Here is a 16,032-nt window from a genome sequence, read left to right on the forward strand (position 1 = left end):
ACCAGCCAACTGCGGCAGGAGGGAGAACGGCTCCCGCAGCGCCGAAGGGTCAAGGCCCCGTCCGGTACGCCGGGCGTCGTGGGGGTTCCGTCCGACCGGTCGGGCGGAACGGTTCCGGACACGACGGCCCGGCTGTCGGCCTGCCCGGACGGTGGCCGCCGATATCGTTGTCGATATCCGCGGGGCGGCGATCGGGGACCGATGTTCGAAGTACGTCTGCTCGGCCCGGTGGAGGTCTGGGAGGGCGGCAGGCGGGCCCCGCTCGGCGGCTCCCGGCCACTGGCCGTCCTCGCCGCCCTCGTCGTCCATCTGGGCGAGGTGATCTCCACCGAGCGCCTCGTGGACTTCGTCTGGGACGAGGAGGCGCCGGCCACCGCGGGCGCCCTGGTCGCCACCCATGTCTCCGCCGTACGCCGGGCCCTGGCCCGGGTCGGCACGGCCGAGGTGATCCGCACCCGGCCCCCTGGCTACCTCGCCGACCTCGCCCCGGACCGGGTCGACGCCCGCCGCTTCGAGGAACTCCTCGCGGCCGGGCGGTCCCTGGGCCGCACGGAGGAGGCCGCCGACGTCCTCGCCGAGGCGCTCGGGCTGTGGCGGGGCCGGGAGGCGCTGGAGGGGCTCGGCCAGTCGTTCGCCCGGATCGAGGCGGCCCGGCTCGGTGAACTGCGGCTGGTGGCCCAGGAGGAGTCCTTCGGGCTGGCCCTGGACCTGGACCGCGCGGACCGCGCCATCGCACCGCTGCTCGCCCATGTCGCCGCGCATCCGCTGCGCGAGCGGCCGCGCGGCCAGCTGATGACCGCCCTGTTCCGCACCGGCCGGGTCTCCGACGCCCTGCGCGTCTACCAGGAGGGCCGCGCGGTGCTCCGCGACGAACTGGGCATCGACCCGGGACCGGAGCTGCGGGCGGTGCACCAGGCCGTCCTCACCCATGACACCGGCGTGCTGGGGACCGGACAGGCGGCGGCCCGGCCGGTACCGGCTCCCCGGAGCGGGCGGCCGCGCCCCGCGCCCTCCCATCTCCCGCCCGACATCGCCGACTTCGTGGGCCGGGCGGACCAGGTCGAGTGGGCGACCGAGCTGGTGCGGGGCGTCGGCGACACCGGCCGGACCGCGCCGCCGATCGGGGTGATCTCCGGGCGCTCCGGCATCGGCAAGACGGCTCTCGCCGTGCACGTCGGCCACCGCACCGCCGACCTCTTCCCGGACGGCCGGCTCTTCGTGGACCTGCGGGCCGCCGACACCACCCCGCTGGAACCCGCCGACGCGCTGGCCCGGCTGCTGCGCGCGATGGGCGTCGACCCGGACACGCTGCCCTCCGGCGTCGAGGAGCTGACCGGCCTGTACCGCACGCACATCGGGCACCGGCGGACCCTGATCGTCCTGGACAACGCGGCCGGTGAGGCGCACCTGCGGCCCCTGCTCCCGCCGGGCCCCGGTTCGGCGGTGCTGATCACCAGCCGCCGCCGGCTGGTGGCACTGGAGGGCGCCGCCCATCTGGACCTCGCCGTCCCGGACGAGGCCGAGGCCCTCGACCTGCTGCGCCGGGTGGCCGGTGCGGGGCGGACCGGGGCGGAGCCGGAGCGGGCCGCCGAGATCGTCGCCCTGTGCGGGCGGCTGCCGCTCGCGGTGCGGATCGCCGGCGCCCGCCTGGCGGCCCGCCCGCACTGGGCGCCCGGCCGGCTCGCCGGACGGCTGCGCGACGAGCGCCGCCGGCTCAACGAACTCAGCGCCGGGGACCTGGAGTTGCGCACCAGCCTGGAACTCGGCTACGCCGACCTCGGCCCGCAGGAGCGCCGGGCGCTGCGCCGCCTCGCCCTGCTGGACCTCCCGGACTTCGCGGCCTGGATCGCCGCTCCGCTGCTCGGCATAGGGACGGAGGAGGCCGAGGAGGCCGTCGAGCGGCTGGTGGACTGCCACTTCATCGACGTGATCGGCGTGGACGGCACCGGGCTCGCCCGCTACCGCATCCACGACCTCGCCCGCGAGCACGCCCGCGAGCGCTGCCTCGTGGAGGAGAGCGCCGAGGACCGGGCGGCCGCGGTGCTGCGGCTGGCCGCGAGCTGGCTGGACCTCGCCCGGAAGGCGGCCGCCCGGGGCCCCGGCGGCGCGGCCCGCCACTTCCCCGAACCGGCCGCGGTCCGCCCGCTCGACCCGGAGACCGAGGAGGCGCTCCTCGCCCGGCCGGCGGCCTGGTTCGCCGCCGAGCAGGCCGGGCTGCTGGCCGCCGTGACGCACTGCGCCGACCACGGCATGGCCCGCACCGCGCGTGATCTCGCCGGGGCGCTGATCGCGAGTTCGGCGGCGCTGTACAACCAGTTCGACGCCTGGTCCCGCGCGCACACCGCGGCCATGGCGGCGGTGCGGCGCGGCGGGGACGTGGAGGGCGAGGCCTGGCTGCTCACCGGGCTCGGCCGACTCCGTTACGAGCAGGACCGCTTCGAGGACTCGTACGGCTACTTCGCGGACGCGCTGCGGCTGTTCGGGGAACGGGTGCCGGACGGGTCGGCCGTGGCACTCGCCGGGATGGGCACCGCCCGCCGCGAACAGGCCCGCTACGCCGAGGCGCTGGAGCTCCTGGAGACCGCGCTGGAGCGGTACGGCGACACGGGCGACGCCGGCGCCCGGGCGGGGGTGCTGTACGGCATCGGCTATGTGCACCTCGAACAGGGGCGCGGCCCGCGGGCCCGGGCGGCGCTGTCCGGGGCCCTCGCGCTGTACCGGACCGCGGCCGACCTGCACGGCGAGGGGCTCACGCTGCGCCTGCTGGCCCTGTGCGACCGGGCCGACGGACAGTACGCCGACGCCGAACGGCTGCTCCACGACGCGCTGCGGCTCTTCACCGGCCTGCAGGACACCTTCGGCGTGATGTACACCGAACAGGCCCTGTCCAAGGTGGAGTTGCGCATCGGACGGACGGCGGAGGCGGGACTTCGGCTGGCCCGCTGCCTGGCGGTGGCCCGGGAGCGGCAGGACCGGTTCGGCGAGGCGCTGGTGCTGCGCACGCTCGGGGAGCTGCGGCTGGCGGACGGGGACACCGACGCGGCCCGGGAGCCGCTGGAGCTGGCCGCGGCCCTCTGGGCGGAGCTGGGACTGCCGCTGTGGCGGGCCCGCACGGTGTGGGACCTCGCCGCGGTGTGGTCGGCGGACGGCGAGACGGAACGGGCCCGGGCGGCACGGGCAAAGGCGCTGGAGGTGTTCCGGTCGCTGGGCGGACGGGAGGCGCAGGAGCACGCGGGCGACGAGCTGTTGTAGCCGTGCCGTGGGCGCACCGGGCCCGACTGCGGCTGCAGAAGCGCTGGTGGCCCGCTTGCAGGGAAGCTGCAGAGCAATTGCAGGGGCCCCGGGCACGCTGTTCTGCGTGACGGACATCATCACGCTCTCCGACTCCCGGGTCGCCGAGGTCACCGAGCAGGAGTGCGGTGAACCCCTGGTCGACCTGCGGGAGACACCCGGCCTGCGGATCGACCTCCGCCAGGCCGACGCCGACGGCAGCTACGCGCACCTGCGCCTCGGGGCGCTGCGCCGGCTGCTGCAGGCCCAGTCCCTGCTGCCCGCCGGGGTCCGGTTCCTGGTGGTCGAGGGGTTCCGGCCGCCCGAGCTGCAGCGCCGCTACTTCGAGCAGTACGCGGCGACCCTGCGCGCGGCCCACCCCGACGCCGGTCCGGAGCGGATCCGCGAGCTGGCCAGCGCCTACATCTCGCCGCCGGAGGTGGCCCCGCACGTGAGCGGCGGGGCGGTGGACCTGACCCTGTGCACCGCCGACGGCACCGAGCTGCCGCTGGGCACGGAGGTGAACGCCACCCCGGAGGAGAGCGCGGGCGCCTGCCGTACCGGGGCACCGGACGTCGGTGCCGAGGCGCGCGCCAACCGGGCGCTGATGGGCCGGGCGCTGACCACGGCCGGCTTCGTCAACTACCCCACGGAGTGGTGGCACTGGTCCTACGGCGACCGGTACTGGGCCCTGCTGAGCGGGGCACCGGCCGCCCGCTACGGACCCGCCGCCACACCCGTCCGGCCCGCCTGACCGACGGACCGGACACATCTTCCGCACCACCAACCACCATCGGGGGGACGACCATGGAGAACCACGGCGGCACCTGTACACGGGACCCGCGCGACGGCTTGGACGACGTCCACGAGCCCATGAGTCCGGCGGAGTTCGACGCCGGCTTCACCGCCGACATGCCCAGACTGCGCAGACGGCTGCTCGCCCTGACCGGCAACCCGCACGACGCCGACGACCTCGTCCAGGAGACGTACCTGCGGCTCTCCCGGCGGGCCCGCGCCAGGAACCTGACGTCGCAGCGGCATCCGTACGCCTACACCTGCGCGGTCGCGCTGAACCTGCTGCGCGATTCCTGGCAGCATCCGTCCCGGCGGGAGAGCACCACCGACCGGCTGCCGGAGGCCGGCTGGGACGGCGGCCTCGGCACCTACGAGGCCTCGGCCACCGCCCTCGCGCTGCTGAACGTGCTCTCGCCGAAGGAGGCGGCCGCGGTGATCCTCGTCGACCTGGTGGGGCTCACCCACGACACGGCCGGGGAACGGCTCGGCGCCCATCGCGGCACCGTCCAGCGCAACCGCATGCGGGCGCTGGCCAAGATGCGCGCGGCGCTGGCCGGTTGAGCTCCGGGTGCCGCGCCCCGACGGGGGTGGGGCGCGGCACCCGGTGGATCCGCCCGACCCCCGCACCCGGCTCCACGTCGACGAAGGATGCACACCTTGAACCTCATCACGCCTGCCCGGACGCTCGCGGCGGTCGCGGCCCTCGCGATGGCCCCGCTGCTGCCCGTCACCGCGCATGCCGCCGCCCAGGACACCTCGTGCGGTGTGCAGGCCTCCGGCGCCTCGGCCACCGCGCAGGCGGCCGTCGCGGCGGCCTGCTCCCAGATCGGCGTCTGGTACAGCTGGGGCGGCGGCCACGGTGCCACGCCCGGTGCCACGTACGGCTACTACGACGGCTCCGACCCGGACAGCCTGCACGACAACGAGCGCATGGGTTTCGACTGTTCGGGCCTGATGCGGTACGCGTACTACCGGGCGACCGGCCGTGACCTGCTCAACGGCACCGCCGACGACCAGTTCCACAGCCCGCAGGCCTCGGCCCGCTTCTCGGCGGGCCAGGGCACCGCTCCGCTGGTCCCCGGCGACCTGATGTTCTGGGGCAGCGGGTACATCCACCACGTCGCCATGTACCTGGGCGCGGGGCAGATGGTCGAGGCGTACGAGTCGGGCACCCACATCCGCGTGACCCCGGTCCGCACGGGCGGCGACTACGCGGGCGCGATCCGCATCAACCCGACCGGCACGCCGGTGCCGCCGCCGGCGAACGGCGGTTCGACGTTCCAGACGTGGGGCACCGGGGTGCACACGCACTCCACGCCGAGCGTGCACGCCCCGGTCGTCGACACCTTCGCCGGTCCCACGCAGATCTCCGTCCAGTGCCAGGAGCACGCGGAGGAGGTGAGCGCCGAGGGCTACACCAACGACATCTGGGCCAAGCTCGCCGACGGCTCCTGGATGACCAACATCTACATCAAGGGCCCGGCCGAGCTGCCCGGCATCCCGGACTGCGGCGGCGACAACCCGACGCCGCCGAGCGGGGGCAGCACGGCGTTCCAGACCTGGGGCACGGGCGTGCGCACGCACAGCCAGCCGAACGTGAACGCCGGTGTCGTGGACTACTTCGCGCAGCCGACGACGGTCAACGTGGTCTGCCAGGCGCACGCGCAGACGGTCACCGCCGAGGGCTACACCAACGACGCCTGGTCCAAGCTGACCAACGGCGCGTGGATGACGAACATCTACATCAAGGGCCCGGCCTGGCTGCCGGGGGTGGCGACCTGCTGACCTGAGCCGACCGCGGGGTGCCCGGCCCACCGGGCACCCCGTCGTCGCGTAGCACTACTCACTTTTTTGACTATGCAGAGCCGCCCGCTGTTCGAGTCTGCGCAGCGCCAGCTCCCCCCACTGCAGGTTCTCCCGCTCGAAGGACATCCCGCGCAGCAGGGTCAGGTACGGGCCGATGCGCTCCGCCTCGGCGAAGTAGGCCTCCTCCGAGCGGCCGGCGAGCAGGCGCTGCCGGATCCGTTCGTAGCGGGCCAGTTTGGCGATGGCCCACTCCAGGCGCCCGGCGACGGCGGTGCGCACCGCGTCCAGGTCGCCCGCGTCCGCGCACTGCACCTTGACCAGCAGCTCGTCACGGACCACGGACGGCCGGGCCGGGGGCTCGGCCGTGTACGCGCGGACCGCGTCGCGTCCGGCCCGGGTGAGGGAGAACAGCCTCTTGTTGGGGCGGCGTTCCTGCTCGACGACGCGGGCGGTGACCAGCCCCTCGGCCTCCATACGCTCCAGTTCGCGGTAGAGCTGCTGGGGCGTCGCCGTCCAGAAGTTGGCGACCGTCGCGTCGAATCCCTTGGCGAGGTCGTATCCGGAGGCCTCGCCCTCCAGAAGGGCGGCCATCACCGCGTTCCGCAGAGCCATGCCCGCACGCTAGCATGCACCTACTCAACTTTTTGAATAGGTGAGGTGGATCCCATGCACCCCGTGCACCCCTTCCGCGAGGCCGTCGAGAACCACGACATGGACGCCGTGGCCGCCCTGCTCTCCGACGACGTCGTCTTCACCAGCCCGGTCGCGTTCAAGCCGTACCCGGGCAAGCCCGTCACCGCCGCGATCCTGCGGGCGGTGTCGCAGGTGTTCGAGGACTTCACCTACGTACGGGAGATCGCGAACCCGGACGGCCGCGACCACGCCTTCGTGTTCACGGCGACGGTCGCCGGCAAGCAGCTCCAGGGCTGCGACTTCCTGCACTTCGACGAGGACGGGAAGATCGACGAGTTCACCGTGATGGTGCGCCCGCTGTCGGCCGCGCAGGCGCTGTCCGAGGCGATGGGCGCCCGGTTCGAGCAGATCGCACAGGAGGCCGCCGCGGCCCGGTGAGGCCGGCGGAAGCTGCGGGCCCGGCTCCCGCGGCGCCCGGTCAGGGAGCCGTGTCGCCCGATCGAGGGACTGGTGGGACCGGGGCTCCGGCCACAAGACTCGGGCCATGACCGCTTCCTCCGACCGGTCGCAGGCGGCGCTCGCCTGGGACACCCCCGCGGCGGCGGCCGCCTACCGCGACCGCGACATGCGGCTGGCCCGGCAGCTGATCTTCCCCGCGGTCCTGGACGGGGTCGGCACTCCCCCGTACCCCGGCGCGGCCGTCCTGGACATCGGCTGCGGCACCGGCGCCCTGACCCTGGAACTCGCCGACATGGGCGGCTGGTCGGTGCAGGGCGTCGACCCCTCGGCGCACATGCTGGACATCGCCCGCGCCGACCGCCCGCACCCGCGCGTCGACTACCGCCTCTTCGACGGCCGTTCGCTGGCCTGGATCCCGGACGGCACGATCGACGCGGCCGTCTGCTGCCTGGTCTACTGCACCGACCCCGACGACCTGCGGCTGGCCGCGCTGACCGCCGAGATCCACCGCGTGCTCCGGCCCGGCGCCCCCTACGTCCTCGCCGACCTCAACCCGGGCGCGGTGGGGGAACAGTTCGCCACGCTGCGGTACGGCGAGCCCGGCGCGTCCTACGCCGAGGGGGCGCCCGTACCCACCGAGCTGCGCCGGCTCGACGGCGGCTCCGTCACGACCGTCTGCCACTACCGCTCCCTGCCGGCCTACACCGCCCTGCTCACCAGGGCCGGTTTCACCTCGCCCGCCACCGACACCCCCGTCGCGTCCGAACCCGGCCGGGCGACCGGGCCGGGCCGGGCCCCGTACATGGTGCTCAGCACCGCCCGTCGCGGGGCAGGCCGGTGAGCGCGTCGCGCAGGCCGGCGCGGGAGGAGACGCCGAGCTTCGGGAAGGCGCTGCGCAGGTGCGCGGCCACCGTACGGGGCGAGAGGTAGAGCCGGGCGGCGATCTGCTTGTTGGTCAGCCCGGTCGCGGCCAGCTGGGCCATCTGCAGTTCCTGCGGGGTGAGCAGGGCCGGGCGGTCCGCACCGGACGCCGTGCCGGGGACCGCGATGCCGCTGGCCCGCAGTTCGTTCGCGGCCCGGGCGGCCCAGGGGGCGGCGCCCAGGCTCTGGAAGGTGCGGAGCGCGGCGTCGAGATGGCCCCGGGCCGCCGCTCCGGCCTTGGCCCTGCGCAGCCGTTCGCCGTAGAGCAGGCGGATCCGTGCCCATTCGAAGGGCCAGCGCCGGGCGTCGGGCGTGGCGACGGCGCTCTCGAACAGGTCGTGGGCGCCGGCGTCCGGGGTGGCGACGGCGCGGGCGGCGGCGGTCAGCATCGCCAGCCGGGGCGAGAGGGCGGGGATCTGGGTCTCGCCGACCGCGGCCACGTGGGCGGCGGCCTCCGCGTGGCGGCCGGTGCGGGCCGCGGTCTCGGCGAAGTCCAGGAAGAACCAGAGGGCGTGGGGCTGGTAGGGCGGCAGTTCGCCCGGGGTGACGACCGCCGCCAGATGCCGGTACGCGCTCTCGAAGTCGGCGCTGCCGAGCGCGCACAGCGCCCTGATGTGGGCGGCGTACACGCCCAGGGTGTCCAGTCTCCGCGGGCCGCCCCAGGACACCAGGCGGTCGGCGACGGTCAGCGCGGTGCGGGTGTCGCCCTGGGCGGCGGCCAGCAGGCCCCGCACGTACCGGCAGGGCTGCGCGGTGAGCCGGTAGCTGTGCCGGTCGCACCAGCGCAGCCCCTCCTCGGTCAGCTCCGGTATGTCGGCCCACCGCCCGGAGAAGTAGGCGTCGTTCGCCAGCATGAAGCTCGCCTCGATCGCCGCGGCGACGGCTCCTCCGTCGCGGCCGCTGTCGACGACCCGGCGCAGGGCGCCGCGGCAGCCGGGCAGGCGGTCGACGAAGGAGGCGGCGGCAGCCACCCCGATGACCCGTCTGAGGTCGGTCTCCCCCTCCAGGTCCGCGACGAGACCGTCGAGCGTGTCCAGCACGGGCAGCGCCGCGTGCGCGGGATCCCCGAGGGCGCCGCGGAGCACCGGCAGCAGCGGCTCACCGGACGCCGAGGGGGTCTCGCGGACCGCGTCGTCGAAGTCCTGCCACAGCTCCGGCCGGCCGCTGTAGAAGCACACCCGGACCAGGGTGAGCACCGCTTCGTGCAGGACCTCGGCGGAGAACCGATTCTGCGGGCCACGGTCGCCGATCGCGCCGACGAGGAGCTTGTGGGCGGTGTCGGCATCGCCCTCCGCGTTGACGAGCTGGCTGGCCGCGGCGGTCGCGGCGGCCAGCGAGTCGGAGTCCGTGGGATCGGCGAGCGCGGCATCGGCCAGCAGGGCGCGTACGGTGCGCAGATCGCCGGTGATGTTGGCGCCCAGACAGGCCGCCTCGGTCAGCATCCTGGCCTTCGCGGTCCCGTCGAGGCTCAGCTCGGAGGCGCGCAGCAGGGTGGTGATGGCGCCGACGGCGTCACCGCGGCCCAGGGTGCGGTGGGCGACGTCGTACAGGAGGCCGGCCACCGCGTCGTCCGGGCCGATCGCGGCGTCGGCCAGGTGCCGGGCCCGGTGTTCGGATCCTTCCGGGAACTCGCGGGCCAGGGCCAGGTGCCCGCGCCTGCGTTCGGCGCTCGTCGACAGCTCCAGGACCGCGGACCGGGTCAGCGGATGCCGGAAGGCGAGCCGGCCCGACGCGGCGTCCACCCGCACCAGGCCCGCCTTCTCGGCGGGGGCGAGCGCGGCCGGGGCGTCGCCGTTCCCGGCCCGTCGCAGGATGTCCAGGTCGCCGGAGCCGTCCAGGACGGCGAGCAGCAGCAGCTCGCGCGCCGGTTCCGGCAGGGCGCCGACCCGGGCGCCGTAGATCTTCTGCAGCCGCTCCGACAGGGGCAGCGCGGCCGGCAGCGGCCCGCGTTCCGTCAGCTGGGCCTCGTCGAGGGCGGCCGGCAGTTCGAGCAGGGCGAGCGGGTTGCCGGCGGCCTCGGTGACCAGCCGGCGGCGGACCCGCGCCGTCATGGCCGGGAACCGCTCCGTCACCAGCCGGTGCGCGGACTCCGGGTCCAGCGGCGGGACCTCGTGGGTGGTCAGGCCGGTGCCGTTCAGGTAGGACTCGTCACCGGTCCGGGAGGCGGCCAGCAGGGCCAGCGGGCCGGTGCGGAGGTGGCGGGCGAGGTTCGCCAGGACGACCGCGCTGGGACGGTCGAGCCAGGTCACCTGGTCGACGACGAGCGCGACGGGCCCGGCTTCGGCCGCGGTCCGGGACAGCAGGGTGTGGACGGCACCGGCGACGGCGAGGAGTTCGGCCGGCTGCTCGTCGGACAGGCCGAGGGCCGCCCGGAGCGTCCTCGCCTGGCGTGCGGGCAGTGCGGACATCTCGTCCGCCAGCGGCTGGAGCATCTGGTGCAGGGCCGAGAAGCTGACGCTCTCCTCGAAGGGCGAGCCCACCACCCTGACGACCCGGAAGCCCCGCTCGCCGGCCCGCCCGGCCGCGGCGTCCAGCAGGGCACTCTTGCCCACGCCCGCGTCCCCGGTCAGCATCAGCGCGGCACCCCGGGTGACGGCGGAGGCGAGGAACCCGTCGAGGAGGGCCAGTTCCGCGGACCGCCCGACCAGCCGGACGCCGGGACCCGTACCGGTCCCGGCGGCGAGGTGCGCGGCGCCTTCTCCGGCGGGAGTTGCGAGGGATGTCATGGAGCTTCCCGTGGTGTCGAGTCGGTTCGGAGCGGATGCCCGACGGCGGTCGGGCCGCGGGACGTCGACGAGGGATTCAGCAGTGCGGCGGGGTCGCCGCCGCACCCGCGACCGTGATGGCGGCGATCCGCTCCAGGTAACGGCCGTCGACGGGCTGACGGGTCAGCAGCAGCCTGAAGTGGATCGGCGAGACGAACAGTTCCAGCAGCGTGCGGCTGTCGACGTGGGCGGGGAGTTCGCCGCGGGCCTTGGCGCGTTCCATCATGACCTCGGCCCCGGTGAGGCGGTTCTCCCAGAACTCGTCCCGGGTCCGGGCGGTGTCGGCGTCGTCCTCGTGGGCGGCGAGGCTCCGGACGAGTGCCGAACCCAGCGGGGAGGTTCCGTAGCCGACGATCTTCTGCCCCAGGGCGACCAGGTCCCCGCGCAGCGACCCCGTGTCGGGGACCGCGAGCAGTTCGTTGCTGAGCTCGATCATCGAGTCGAGGACGAGCCGTTCGCGGGTCCTCCAGCGCCGGTAGACCGAGGTCTCGTGGACCCCGGCGCGCGCCGCCACCTCCGCGATGCTCAGCTTGTCCGGGCCCGACTCCGCGAGCAGTTCGAGGGTGGCCGCGGTGACGGCGGAGCGGACCTTGGCGCTGCGGCCGCCGGGACGCCGGCGCACCGGGTCGGTAGTCATGGCGGACACCTTAACGCAGGAGTTTTGCGTTTGGCTCCGGCCGGTTTCCGGCCCTGCCCGGTGCGGGGGCGGTCGGCGGTGGTGCGTCTCTGGGCGGTGCCGAACCGCAGCGGGCTCGGGCGGACCCGCTCAGGCGTTCCAGTGGTACGTGGAGTCGGAGCGCCCGGCGTGCCGCGGCCACGGCGTGTCGGCCGAGTCGGCGTCGGTGCCGAGGAAGAAGGGCGCTTCCACCCCCGGACGTGCGCGTCTTCCGGACACGCCCCACCGTATGAAGGGGTCGTACGCGCGGCTTCGGTCACATGACCCGGATGTCCGGACGCCGTCGACGGAGATCCGCGCCGAGGCCGAACGGCCGCTCACGGGGCTCGCCACGGACCGGCGTCACGCGGGGGCGGGGGGAGGCGAGCGGGCGGTGCGGTCCGGGCCGCCCGGTCCATGGGTGCCCGGGCGGCCCGGACCTCACCCTCACCCGCGGGTGTCCGTCCCGTCGTCGCCCCGCCGCGGTGTTCTGCGCATACCGCGGACGCGCTACGGCGGCCCCGCGCCTACCGCGGTCACGGGTGGCGCGGCACTGGTCACGGGGCCCGGCGGGGACGCACCAGTCCGGTCTCGTAGGCGAGGGTCACCAGTTGGGCGCGCTCGCTGACGCCGAGCTTGCTCATGGCGCGGTTCACGTGTGTCTTGACGGTGTGCCGGCTCAGCCCGAGGCGCTGGGAGATGTCGTCGTTCGTGAGGCCGCCGGCGACCAGGGCGAGCACCTCGCGTTCACGGGGCGTGAGTTCGGCCAGATGCGCCGGCTCCCCGGTCCATGCCGGGTCGGCGGCCAGCTGGAACCGGGCCATGAGCGCCGCGGTCGCGGCCGCCGACAGGACGGGCTCGCCGGAAGCGACCTTCTCGATCGCGGCCAGCAGCTCCTCGGGGTCGGCGCCCTTGCCGATGAAGCCGCGGGCTCCCGCCCGGACGGCCTGGGCGACGTACTCGTCCATCTCGAACGTGGTCAGGACCAGCACCCTGACCTCGGCCAGCGCGGGGTCGGCGGTGATCGCGCGGGTGGCCTCGATGCCGTCGACGCCGGGCATCCGGATGTCCATCAGCACCACGTCCGGGCGCTCGGCACGGGCGAGGTCCACCGCCTCGGCACCGTCCGCGGCCTCGCCGGCCACCTCCATGCCGGGGGTCGCCTCGACGAGCCGGCGCAGCATGCCACGGAGCAGGGCCTGGTCGTCCACGAGCAACACCCTGACCGTCATACGATGCGCTCCTTGCCGTCCCGCGACACGTCCCGCCGACCGCCCCGCCGCGCGTCGCCTTGGCCGTCCCGCCGCGCGTCGCCTTGGCCGTCCCGCCGCGCGTCGCCTTGGCCGTCCCGCCGCGCGTCGCCTTGGCCGTCCCGCCGCGCGTCCCGCTGTCGCGGTCCGCCCTCGACGAGTCGGCCGCGCCCCATCGGCAGCCGCACGTCGACCACGAAGCCGCCGTCCGGTCGCGGCCCGATCACGGCGGTGCCGCCGGCCGCGGCCGCGCGCTCGCGGATGCCGATGAGTCCGCGCCCGGTTCCGTCGCCGCGCCCCGCGACGGGATGGGCCCGCCCCGCGCCGGCCGGGTTCTCGACGGTGATGCGCAGCGCCTCGTGCCCGTAGCGGAGCCGTACCGCGGCCTGGTCGGTCCGCGCGTGCTTGCGCACGTTGGTGAGGGCCTCCTGGACGATCCGGTATCCGGTGACGTCCACCGCCGAGGAGAGCGCCTCGTGACCGCCCTCGTGACCGCCCTCGCGGCTCACGTCCACGTGCAGTCCGGCGCGGCCGAAGGAGGTCACCAGCTCGTCCAGGCGGGCCAGTCCGGGGGCCGGCTCCCGGGAGGCGGACGTCTCCCCCGCCCGGCCGAGCAGTCCGACGATGGAACGCAGTTCGTCCAGGGCACCCCGTGAACCGTCGCGGATGGCGACCAGCAGCTCGGCCAGCTGCGCCGGGTCCCCCCGGCCCACGTGGGCGCCGATCCCCGCCTGGGCGTTGATCAGCGTCAGCTCGTGGGCCACCACGTCGTGCAGCTCCCGGGCGATGCGCACCCGCTCCTCGGCCACCCGGCACGCCGCCTCCTCCTCGCGGGTGCGCTCGGCCCGCTCGGCCCGCTCCTCGAGGGCGCTGATGTACGCACGCCGGTTGCGCATCGAGTCGCCGAGCGCGGCGGCGAGGCCGATCCAGGTGACCGCGCCCAGCCGCATGGGCCCCAGCACCGGCCCGGTCTGGAACGCCGTGGCCGCCCCGACCACGGCGGCCGCGACCAGGGCCGCCGCGGTCCAGGTCGAACGGCGGTCGGTACGGGAGGCGTAGCCGTACAGCGCGGTCGTCAGCGCCGGCGCGGTGGCCACGATCACGCCTCCGTACGCCTGGTGGACGACCGCCAGCGCCGACACCGCGGCCAGCACGGCCACGGGTCTGCGGTCACGGGCCAGGAGAGCGGCGCCGGACAGGAGCACGACGACGACGTCCAGCGGGTCCGGGCGGCGGAGCCCCGCGGGTTCGAGGAAGTCGGCGCCGAGGCCCAGCAGCACCACACAGCCGATCAGACGGGCCTCTCTCGTCCGGGGGTCACTCCGCGCACCTCGGCTCGGGCTCTTCATGGCGACAGACTAGGCAGTACTCCGCGCCCCGCTCGTCGCCCGGACGCAGCAGACACCGGTACCGCGACCGCGGTAGTCCGGCTCCGCCCGTCCCACGGGGTACGACCACGTTCCTCCCCCTCCCCCGCTCCTTCCCCCCGGGGCCGGACGGCCCGTCACCGGCACTCGGGGCGGATGTCGGGTCCCGTCCCGCCGTCCGTCATCCCTTGCCGCCGCTGAAGTTCCGCCACTGGGGCCCGATCTGCCGCCATTCCGCGTCCCATTCGGCGAGGCGGCGCCGTAGCAGCTGCCGGCGGACCACCCATCCGCCGCCCCACACCGCGGTGGCGACGACCGGGGCCACGAGGACGGCGGTCGCGAGGGATTCACAGATGACCTCGGCCCGGCTCGGCGGCGGACCGACCAGCCGGCCGCCACGGTCCACCCAGACCTGCAGCGGGCTGCCCGCCTTGGCCGTGGGCACGGCCTTGGCCAGGCCGGTGCGGGTGGAGCCGTCCGCGGCCGTCCAGCGCACGGTGACCCACGCCTTGCCCACGTCGTAGCCCGCGACGACGGGTGGGCCGTCCGCCGCGTTCTCGGTCAGCCGGGCCGAGACCGGGTGGGTGGCGGCGCTCCGGTCGGTGAAGCTCTGGTGCACGGCCGCGCCGGCCGCCCCTCCGGCGAGCAGCCCGCCGAGGAGGGCCAGGGTCCAGACGGCGAGCACGATCCAGGCTTCCACGACGTCGCTGTGGCGCCGCAGCGGATTGCGCCGCCAGCGCCAGAACGGTCTCCTGGCCGTGCGTACGCGACGCGTCCTGGTCATGTCCGGCACCTCCTTCCGGGGCGTGCCGCCGCGGGCGGCCCGGCTCAGGCCGGTCGAGCGTGTTCCGTGTCGGGGAGGTCGGGGTCCAGGTCCGGGCGGCGGGGCGGACCCGAGAGCGCGCAGTCCACGGCGACCACGCCGTCCACGCCCCGCACCCACCCGACGGCCACCGGCACCAGTGCGGTGTCCGGGACACGGCCGGAGAGGGTGACGACGCCGTCACGGACCCGCACGCGCACCGGTTCGGCCGAGTCGGGGAAGAGGTGCGGGACGATCTCGCGCCGGATCTCCTCGGCGATGTCCTCGTCGTCCCGCAGGAACACCTTCAGCAGGTCGGCTCGGCTCACGACGCCCCGCAACAGGCCGTCCGCGTCGACCACCGGAAGCCGTTTGACGCCGTGCCGGGCCATCGTGCGGGCGGCCTCGGGCAGCGGGGCCTCGGGGTGGACGGTGACCGCGGGGACTGTCATCAGCTCCCCGGCGGTGACCGCCGTCGCCTTGGTCCGGTCGGAGCCGGGCCGGGGGCCGGGGTCGTCGGCGCGGGCCTGCTCCTTGCGCAGCAGGTCGGCCTCCGAGACGACGCCGACGACACGGCCGTCGTCGTCGAGGACGGGGGCCGCGCTCACCTGCCACCGCTGCATGGCCTTCACGACGTCCTTGAAGGGCGCGCCGCGGCGCAGGGCGAGGACGGTGTGGGTCATCACGTCGTTCACGACGTGCGGAGTGCCGGTCATGGCGACCTCCAGGGTTCGGCTGCCGTGGTCCGACACCCCCAGAATCGTTCATCCGTGCCCTGCGGGCATAGGCCGAACGGTCCCGTTCCCGGTTCCGGCCCTCCCGGGGCCGGTCCTCCCGGGCCGGGCGGCCGGGGCGGCGAGCCGGACAGCGCGGGCAGTTCGACGCTACGGCCTCGTCACCGGTACCCGCCACACCAGCGTCGTACCGCCGCCCTGCGGACCCCGGGACCCCTCGGGACCTCCGGGGCAGTCCCACTCCAGCCGGCCGCCGAGTTCCGCCGCCCGCTCCGCCATGTTGCGCAACCCGCTGCGGCGGCCGCCGGCCGGGATCCCGACCCCGTTGTCCCAAACGGTGAGGACCAGCTCCCGGCCGTCCGTCACCAGAACGATCTCCGCGCGGTCGGCACGGGCATGCCGGGCAACGTTGGTCAAAGCCTCCGACAGAACGGCAACCGCATGGTCGGCGATCTCCTTGGGCACATCGGTATCGATCAGCCCCTCCATACGCAGGCTCGGCGCGAACCCCAGCGCCGGCGCCGCCTCACCCGCCACCCGCACCGCACGCGCCCGCAACCCGGCACCCGCACCCC

At 75.1% G+C, this 16,032-nt stretch carries 15 protein-coding genes; 6 read left to right on the top strand and 9 right to left on the bottom strand.

Annotated elements, in window-relative coordinates:
- Positions 1 to 201 precede the first annotated feature (201 nt).
- The 4 genes from ACFWPQ_RS31340 to ACFWPQ_RS31355 all read left to right on the top strand — a co-directional run bounded on the left by ACFWPQ_RS31340 (position 202) and on the right by ACFWPQ_RS31355 (position 5,850).
- Positions 202 to 3,252, top strand: coding sequence for a BTAD domain-containing putative transcriptional regulator (locus ACFWPQ_RS31340; RefSeq protein WP_384042055.1), 3,051 nt, complete (start codon positions 202 to 204; stop codon positions 3,250 to 3,252).
- A gap of 106 nt (positions 3,253 to 3,358) precedes the next feature.
- Positions 3,359 to 4,024: a M15 family metallopeptidase gene (locus ACFWPQ_RS31345; RefSeq protein WP_384042058.1), complete on the top strand. Its 666-nt coding sequence runs from the start codon at positions 3,359 to 3,361 to the stop codon at positions 4,022 to 4,024.
- Between the two features lie 53 nt (positions 4,025 to 4,077).
- Positions 4,078 to 4,626 carry an RNA polymerase sigma factor gene (locus ACFWPQ_RS31350; RefSeq protein WP_384042060.1) on the top strand — a complete coding sequence of 183 codons (549 nt, stop codon included), beginning with the start codon at positions 4,078 to 4,080 and terminating at the stop codon, positions 4,624 to 4,626.
- A gap of 147 nt (positions 4,627 to 4,773) precedes the next feature.
- Positions 4,774 to 5,850: a C40 family peptidase gene (locus tag ACFWPQ_RS31355; RefSeq protein ID WP_384042114.1), complete on the top strand. Its 1,077-nt coding sequence runs from the start codon at positions 4,774 to 4,776 to the stop codon at positions 5,848 to 5,850.
- Positions 5,851 to 5,904: 54 nt separating this feature from the next.
- Here the strand turns inward: ACFWPQ_RS31355 and ACFWPQ_RS31360 are convergent, their stop codons facing one another.
- Entirely contained in the window at positions 5,905 to 6,483 is a 579-nt protein-coding gene (locus ACFWPQ_RS31360) for a PadR family transcriptional regulator (protein ID WP_384042063.1), read from the bottom strand.
- Positions 6,484 to 6,546: 63 nt separating this feature from the next.
- On the opposite strand from ACFWPQ_RS31360, the gene ACFWPQ_RS31365 reads away from it, so the two are divergent.
- Positions 6,547 to 6,942, top strand: a complete 396-nt coding sequence (locus ACFWPQ_RS31365; protein WP_384042116.1) for a nuclear transport factor 2 family protein — start codon at positions 6,547 to 6,549, stop codon at positions 6,940 to 6,942.
- Between the two features lie 106 nt (positions 6,943 to 7,048).
- Positions 7,049 to 7,804, top strand: a complete 756-nt coding sequence (locus tag ACFWPQ_RS31370) for a class I SAM-dependent methyltransferase (protein WP_384042066.1) — start codon at positions 7,049 to 7,051, stop codon at positions 7,802 to 7,804.
- Here the strand turns inward: ACFWPQ_RS31370 and ACFWPQ_RS31375 are convergent.
- The 8 genes from ACFWPQ_RS31375 to ACFWPQ_RS31410 form a co-directional block, all read right to left on the bottom strand.
- On the bottom strand, positions 7,773 to 10,610 hold the full coding sequence (locus ACFWPQ_RS31375; RefSeq protein ID WP_384042070.1) for an AAA family ATPase: 2,838 nt from the start codon (positions 10,608 to 10,610) through the stop codon (positions 7,773 to 7,775). The two genes, ACFWPQ_RS31370 and ACFWPQ_RS31375, sit on opposite strands and share 32 nt — an antisense overlap.
- A 76-nt stretch (positions 10,611 to 10,686) precedes the next feature.
- Complete coding sequence (locus tag ACFWPQ_RS31380) at positions 10,687 to 11,286, bottom strand: TetR/AcrR family transcriptional regulator (RefSeq protein WP_384042074.1); 600 nt, start codon at positions 11,284 to 11,286, stop codon at positions 10,687 to 10,689.
- A gap of 129 nt (positions 11,287 to 11,415) precedes the next feature.
- Positions 11,416 to 11,544, bottom strand: a complete 129-nt coding sequence (locus ACFWPQ_RS31385) for a hypothetical protein (RefSeq protein WP_384042077.1) — start codon at positions 11,542 to 11,544, stop codon at positions 11,416 to 11,418.
- 317 nt (positions 11,545 to 11,861) lie between these two features.
- On the bottom strand, positions 11,862 to 12,536 hold the full coding sequence (locus ACFWPQ_RS31390; RefSeq protein WP_384042079.1) for a response regulator: 675 nt from the start codon (positions 12,534 to 12,536) through the stop codon (positions 11,862 to 11,864).
- Positions 12,533 to 13,903: a sensor histidine kinase gene (locus ACFWPQ_RS31395; protein ID WP_384042081.1), complete on the bottom strand. Its 1,371-nt coding sequence runs from the start codon at positions 13,901 to 13,903 to the stop codon at positions 12,533 to 12,535. The genes ACFWPQ_RS31390 and ACFWPQ_RS31395 overlap by 4 nt, the downstream gene beginning before the upstream one ends.
- 199 nt (positions 13,904 to 14,102) lie before the next feature.
- Positions 14,103 to 14,705, bottom strand: coding sequence for a hypothetical protein (locus tag ACFWPQ_RS31400; protein ID WP_384042084.1), 603 nt, complete (start codon positions 14,703 to 14,705; stop codon positions 14,103 to 14,105).
- Between the two features lie 44 nt (positions 14,706 to 14,749).
- Positions 14,750 to 15,439: a CBS domain-containing protein gene (locus ACFWPQ_RS31405; RefSeq protein WP_384042087.1), complete on the bottom strand. Its 690-nt coding sequence runs from the start codon at positions 15,437 to 15,439 to the stop codon at positions 14,750 to 14,752.
- 168 nt (positions 15,440 to 15,607) lie between these two features.
- A partial coding sequence (locus ACFWPQ_RS31410) for a sensor histidine kinase (RefSeq protein ID WP_384042090.1) occupies positions 15,608 to 16,032 on the bottom strand: 425 nt, incomplete at its 5' end.

This window comes from Streptomyces sp. NPDC058464, from assembly GCF_042721035.1.
Lineage (GTDB): Bacteria > Actinomycetota > Actinomycetes > Streptomycetales > Streptomycetaceae > Streptomyces.

Excerpts from the sequence above, each read along its gene's own strand:
- ACFWPQ_RS31340 (WP_384042055.1), top strand. The coding sequence starts at position 202 with ATGTTCGAAGTACGTCTGCTCGGCCCGGTGGAGGTCTGGGAGGGCGGC.
- ACFWPQ_RS31350 (WP_384042060.1), top strand. The coding sequence starts at position 4,078 with ATGGAGAACCACGGCGGCACCTGTACACGGGACCCGCGCGACGGCTTG.
- ACFWPQ_RS31355 (WP_384042114.1), top strand. The coding sequence starts at position 4,774 with ATGGCCCCGCTGCTGCCCGTCACCGCGCATGCCGCCGCCCAGGACACC.
- ACFWPQ_RS31360 (WP_384042063.1), bottom strand. The coding sequence starts at position 6,483 with ATGGCTCTGCGGAACGCGGTGATGGCCGCCCTTCTGGAGGGCGAGGCC.
- ACFWPQ_RS31370 (WP_384042066.1), top strand. The coding sequence starts at position 7,049 with ATGACCGCTTCCTCCGACCGGTCGCAGGCGGCGCTCGCCTGGGACACC.
- ACFWPQ_RS31375 (WP_384042070.1), bottom strand. The coding sequence starts at position 10,610 with ATGACATCCCTCGCAACTCCCGCCGGAGAAGGCGCCGCGCACCTCGCC.
- ACFWPQ_RS31380 (WP_384042074.1), bottom strand. The coding sequence starts at position 11,286 with ATGACTACCGACCCGGTGCGCCGGCGTCCCGGCGGCCGCAGCGCCAAG.
- ACFWPQ_RS31390 (WP_384042079.1), bottom strand. The coding sequence starts at position 12,536 with ATGACGGTCAGGGTGTTGCTCGTGGACGACCAGGCCCTGCTCCGTGGC.
- ACFWPQ_RS31395 (WP_384042081.1), bottom strand. The coding sequence starts at position 13,903 with ATGAAGAGCCCGAGCCGAGGTGCGCGGAGTGACCCCCGGACGAGAGAG.
- ACFWPQ_RS31400 (WP_384042084.1), bottom strand. The coding sequence starts at position 14,705 with ATGACCAGGACGCGTCGCGTACGCACGGCCAGGAGACCGTTCTGGCGC.
- ACFWPQ_RS31405 (WP_384042087.1), bottom strand. The coding sequence starts at position 15,439 with ATGACCGGCACTCCGCACGTCGTGAACGACGTGATGACCCACACCGTC.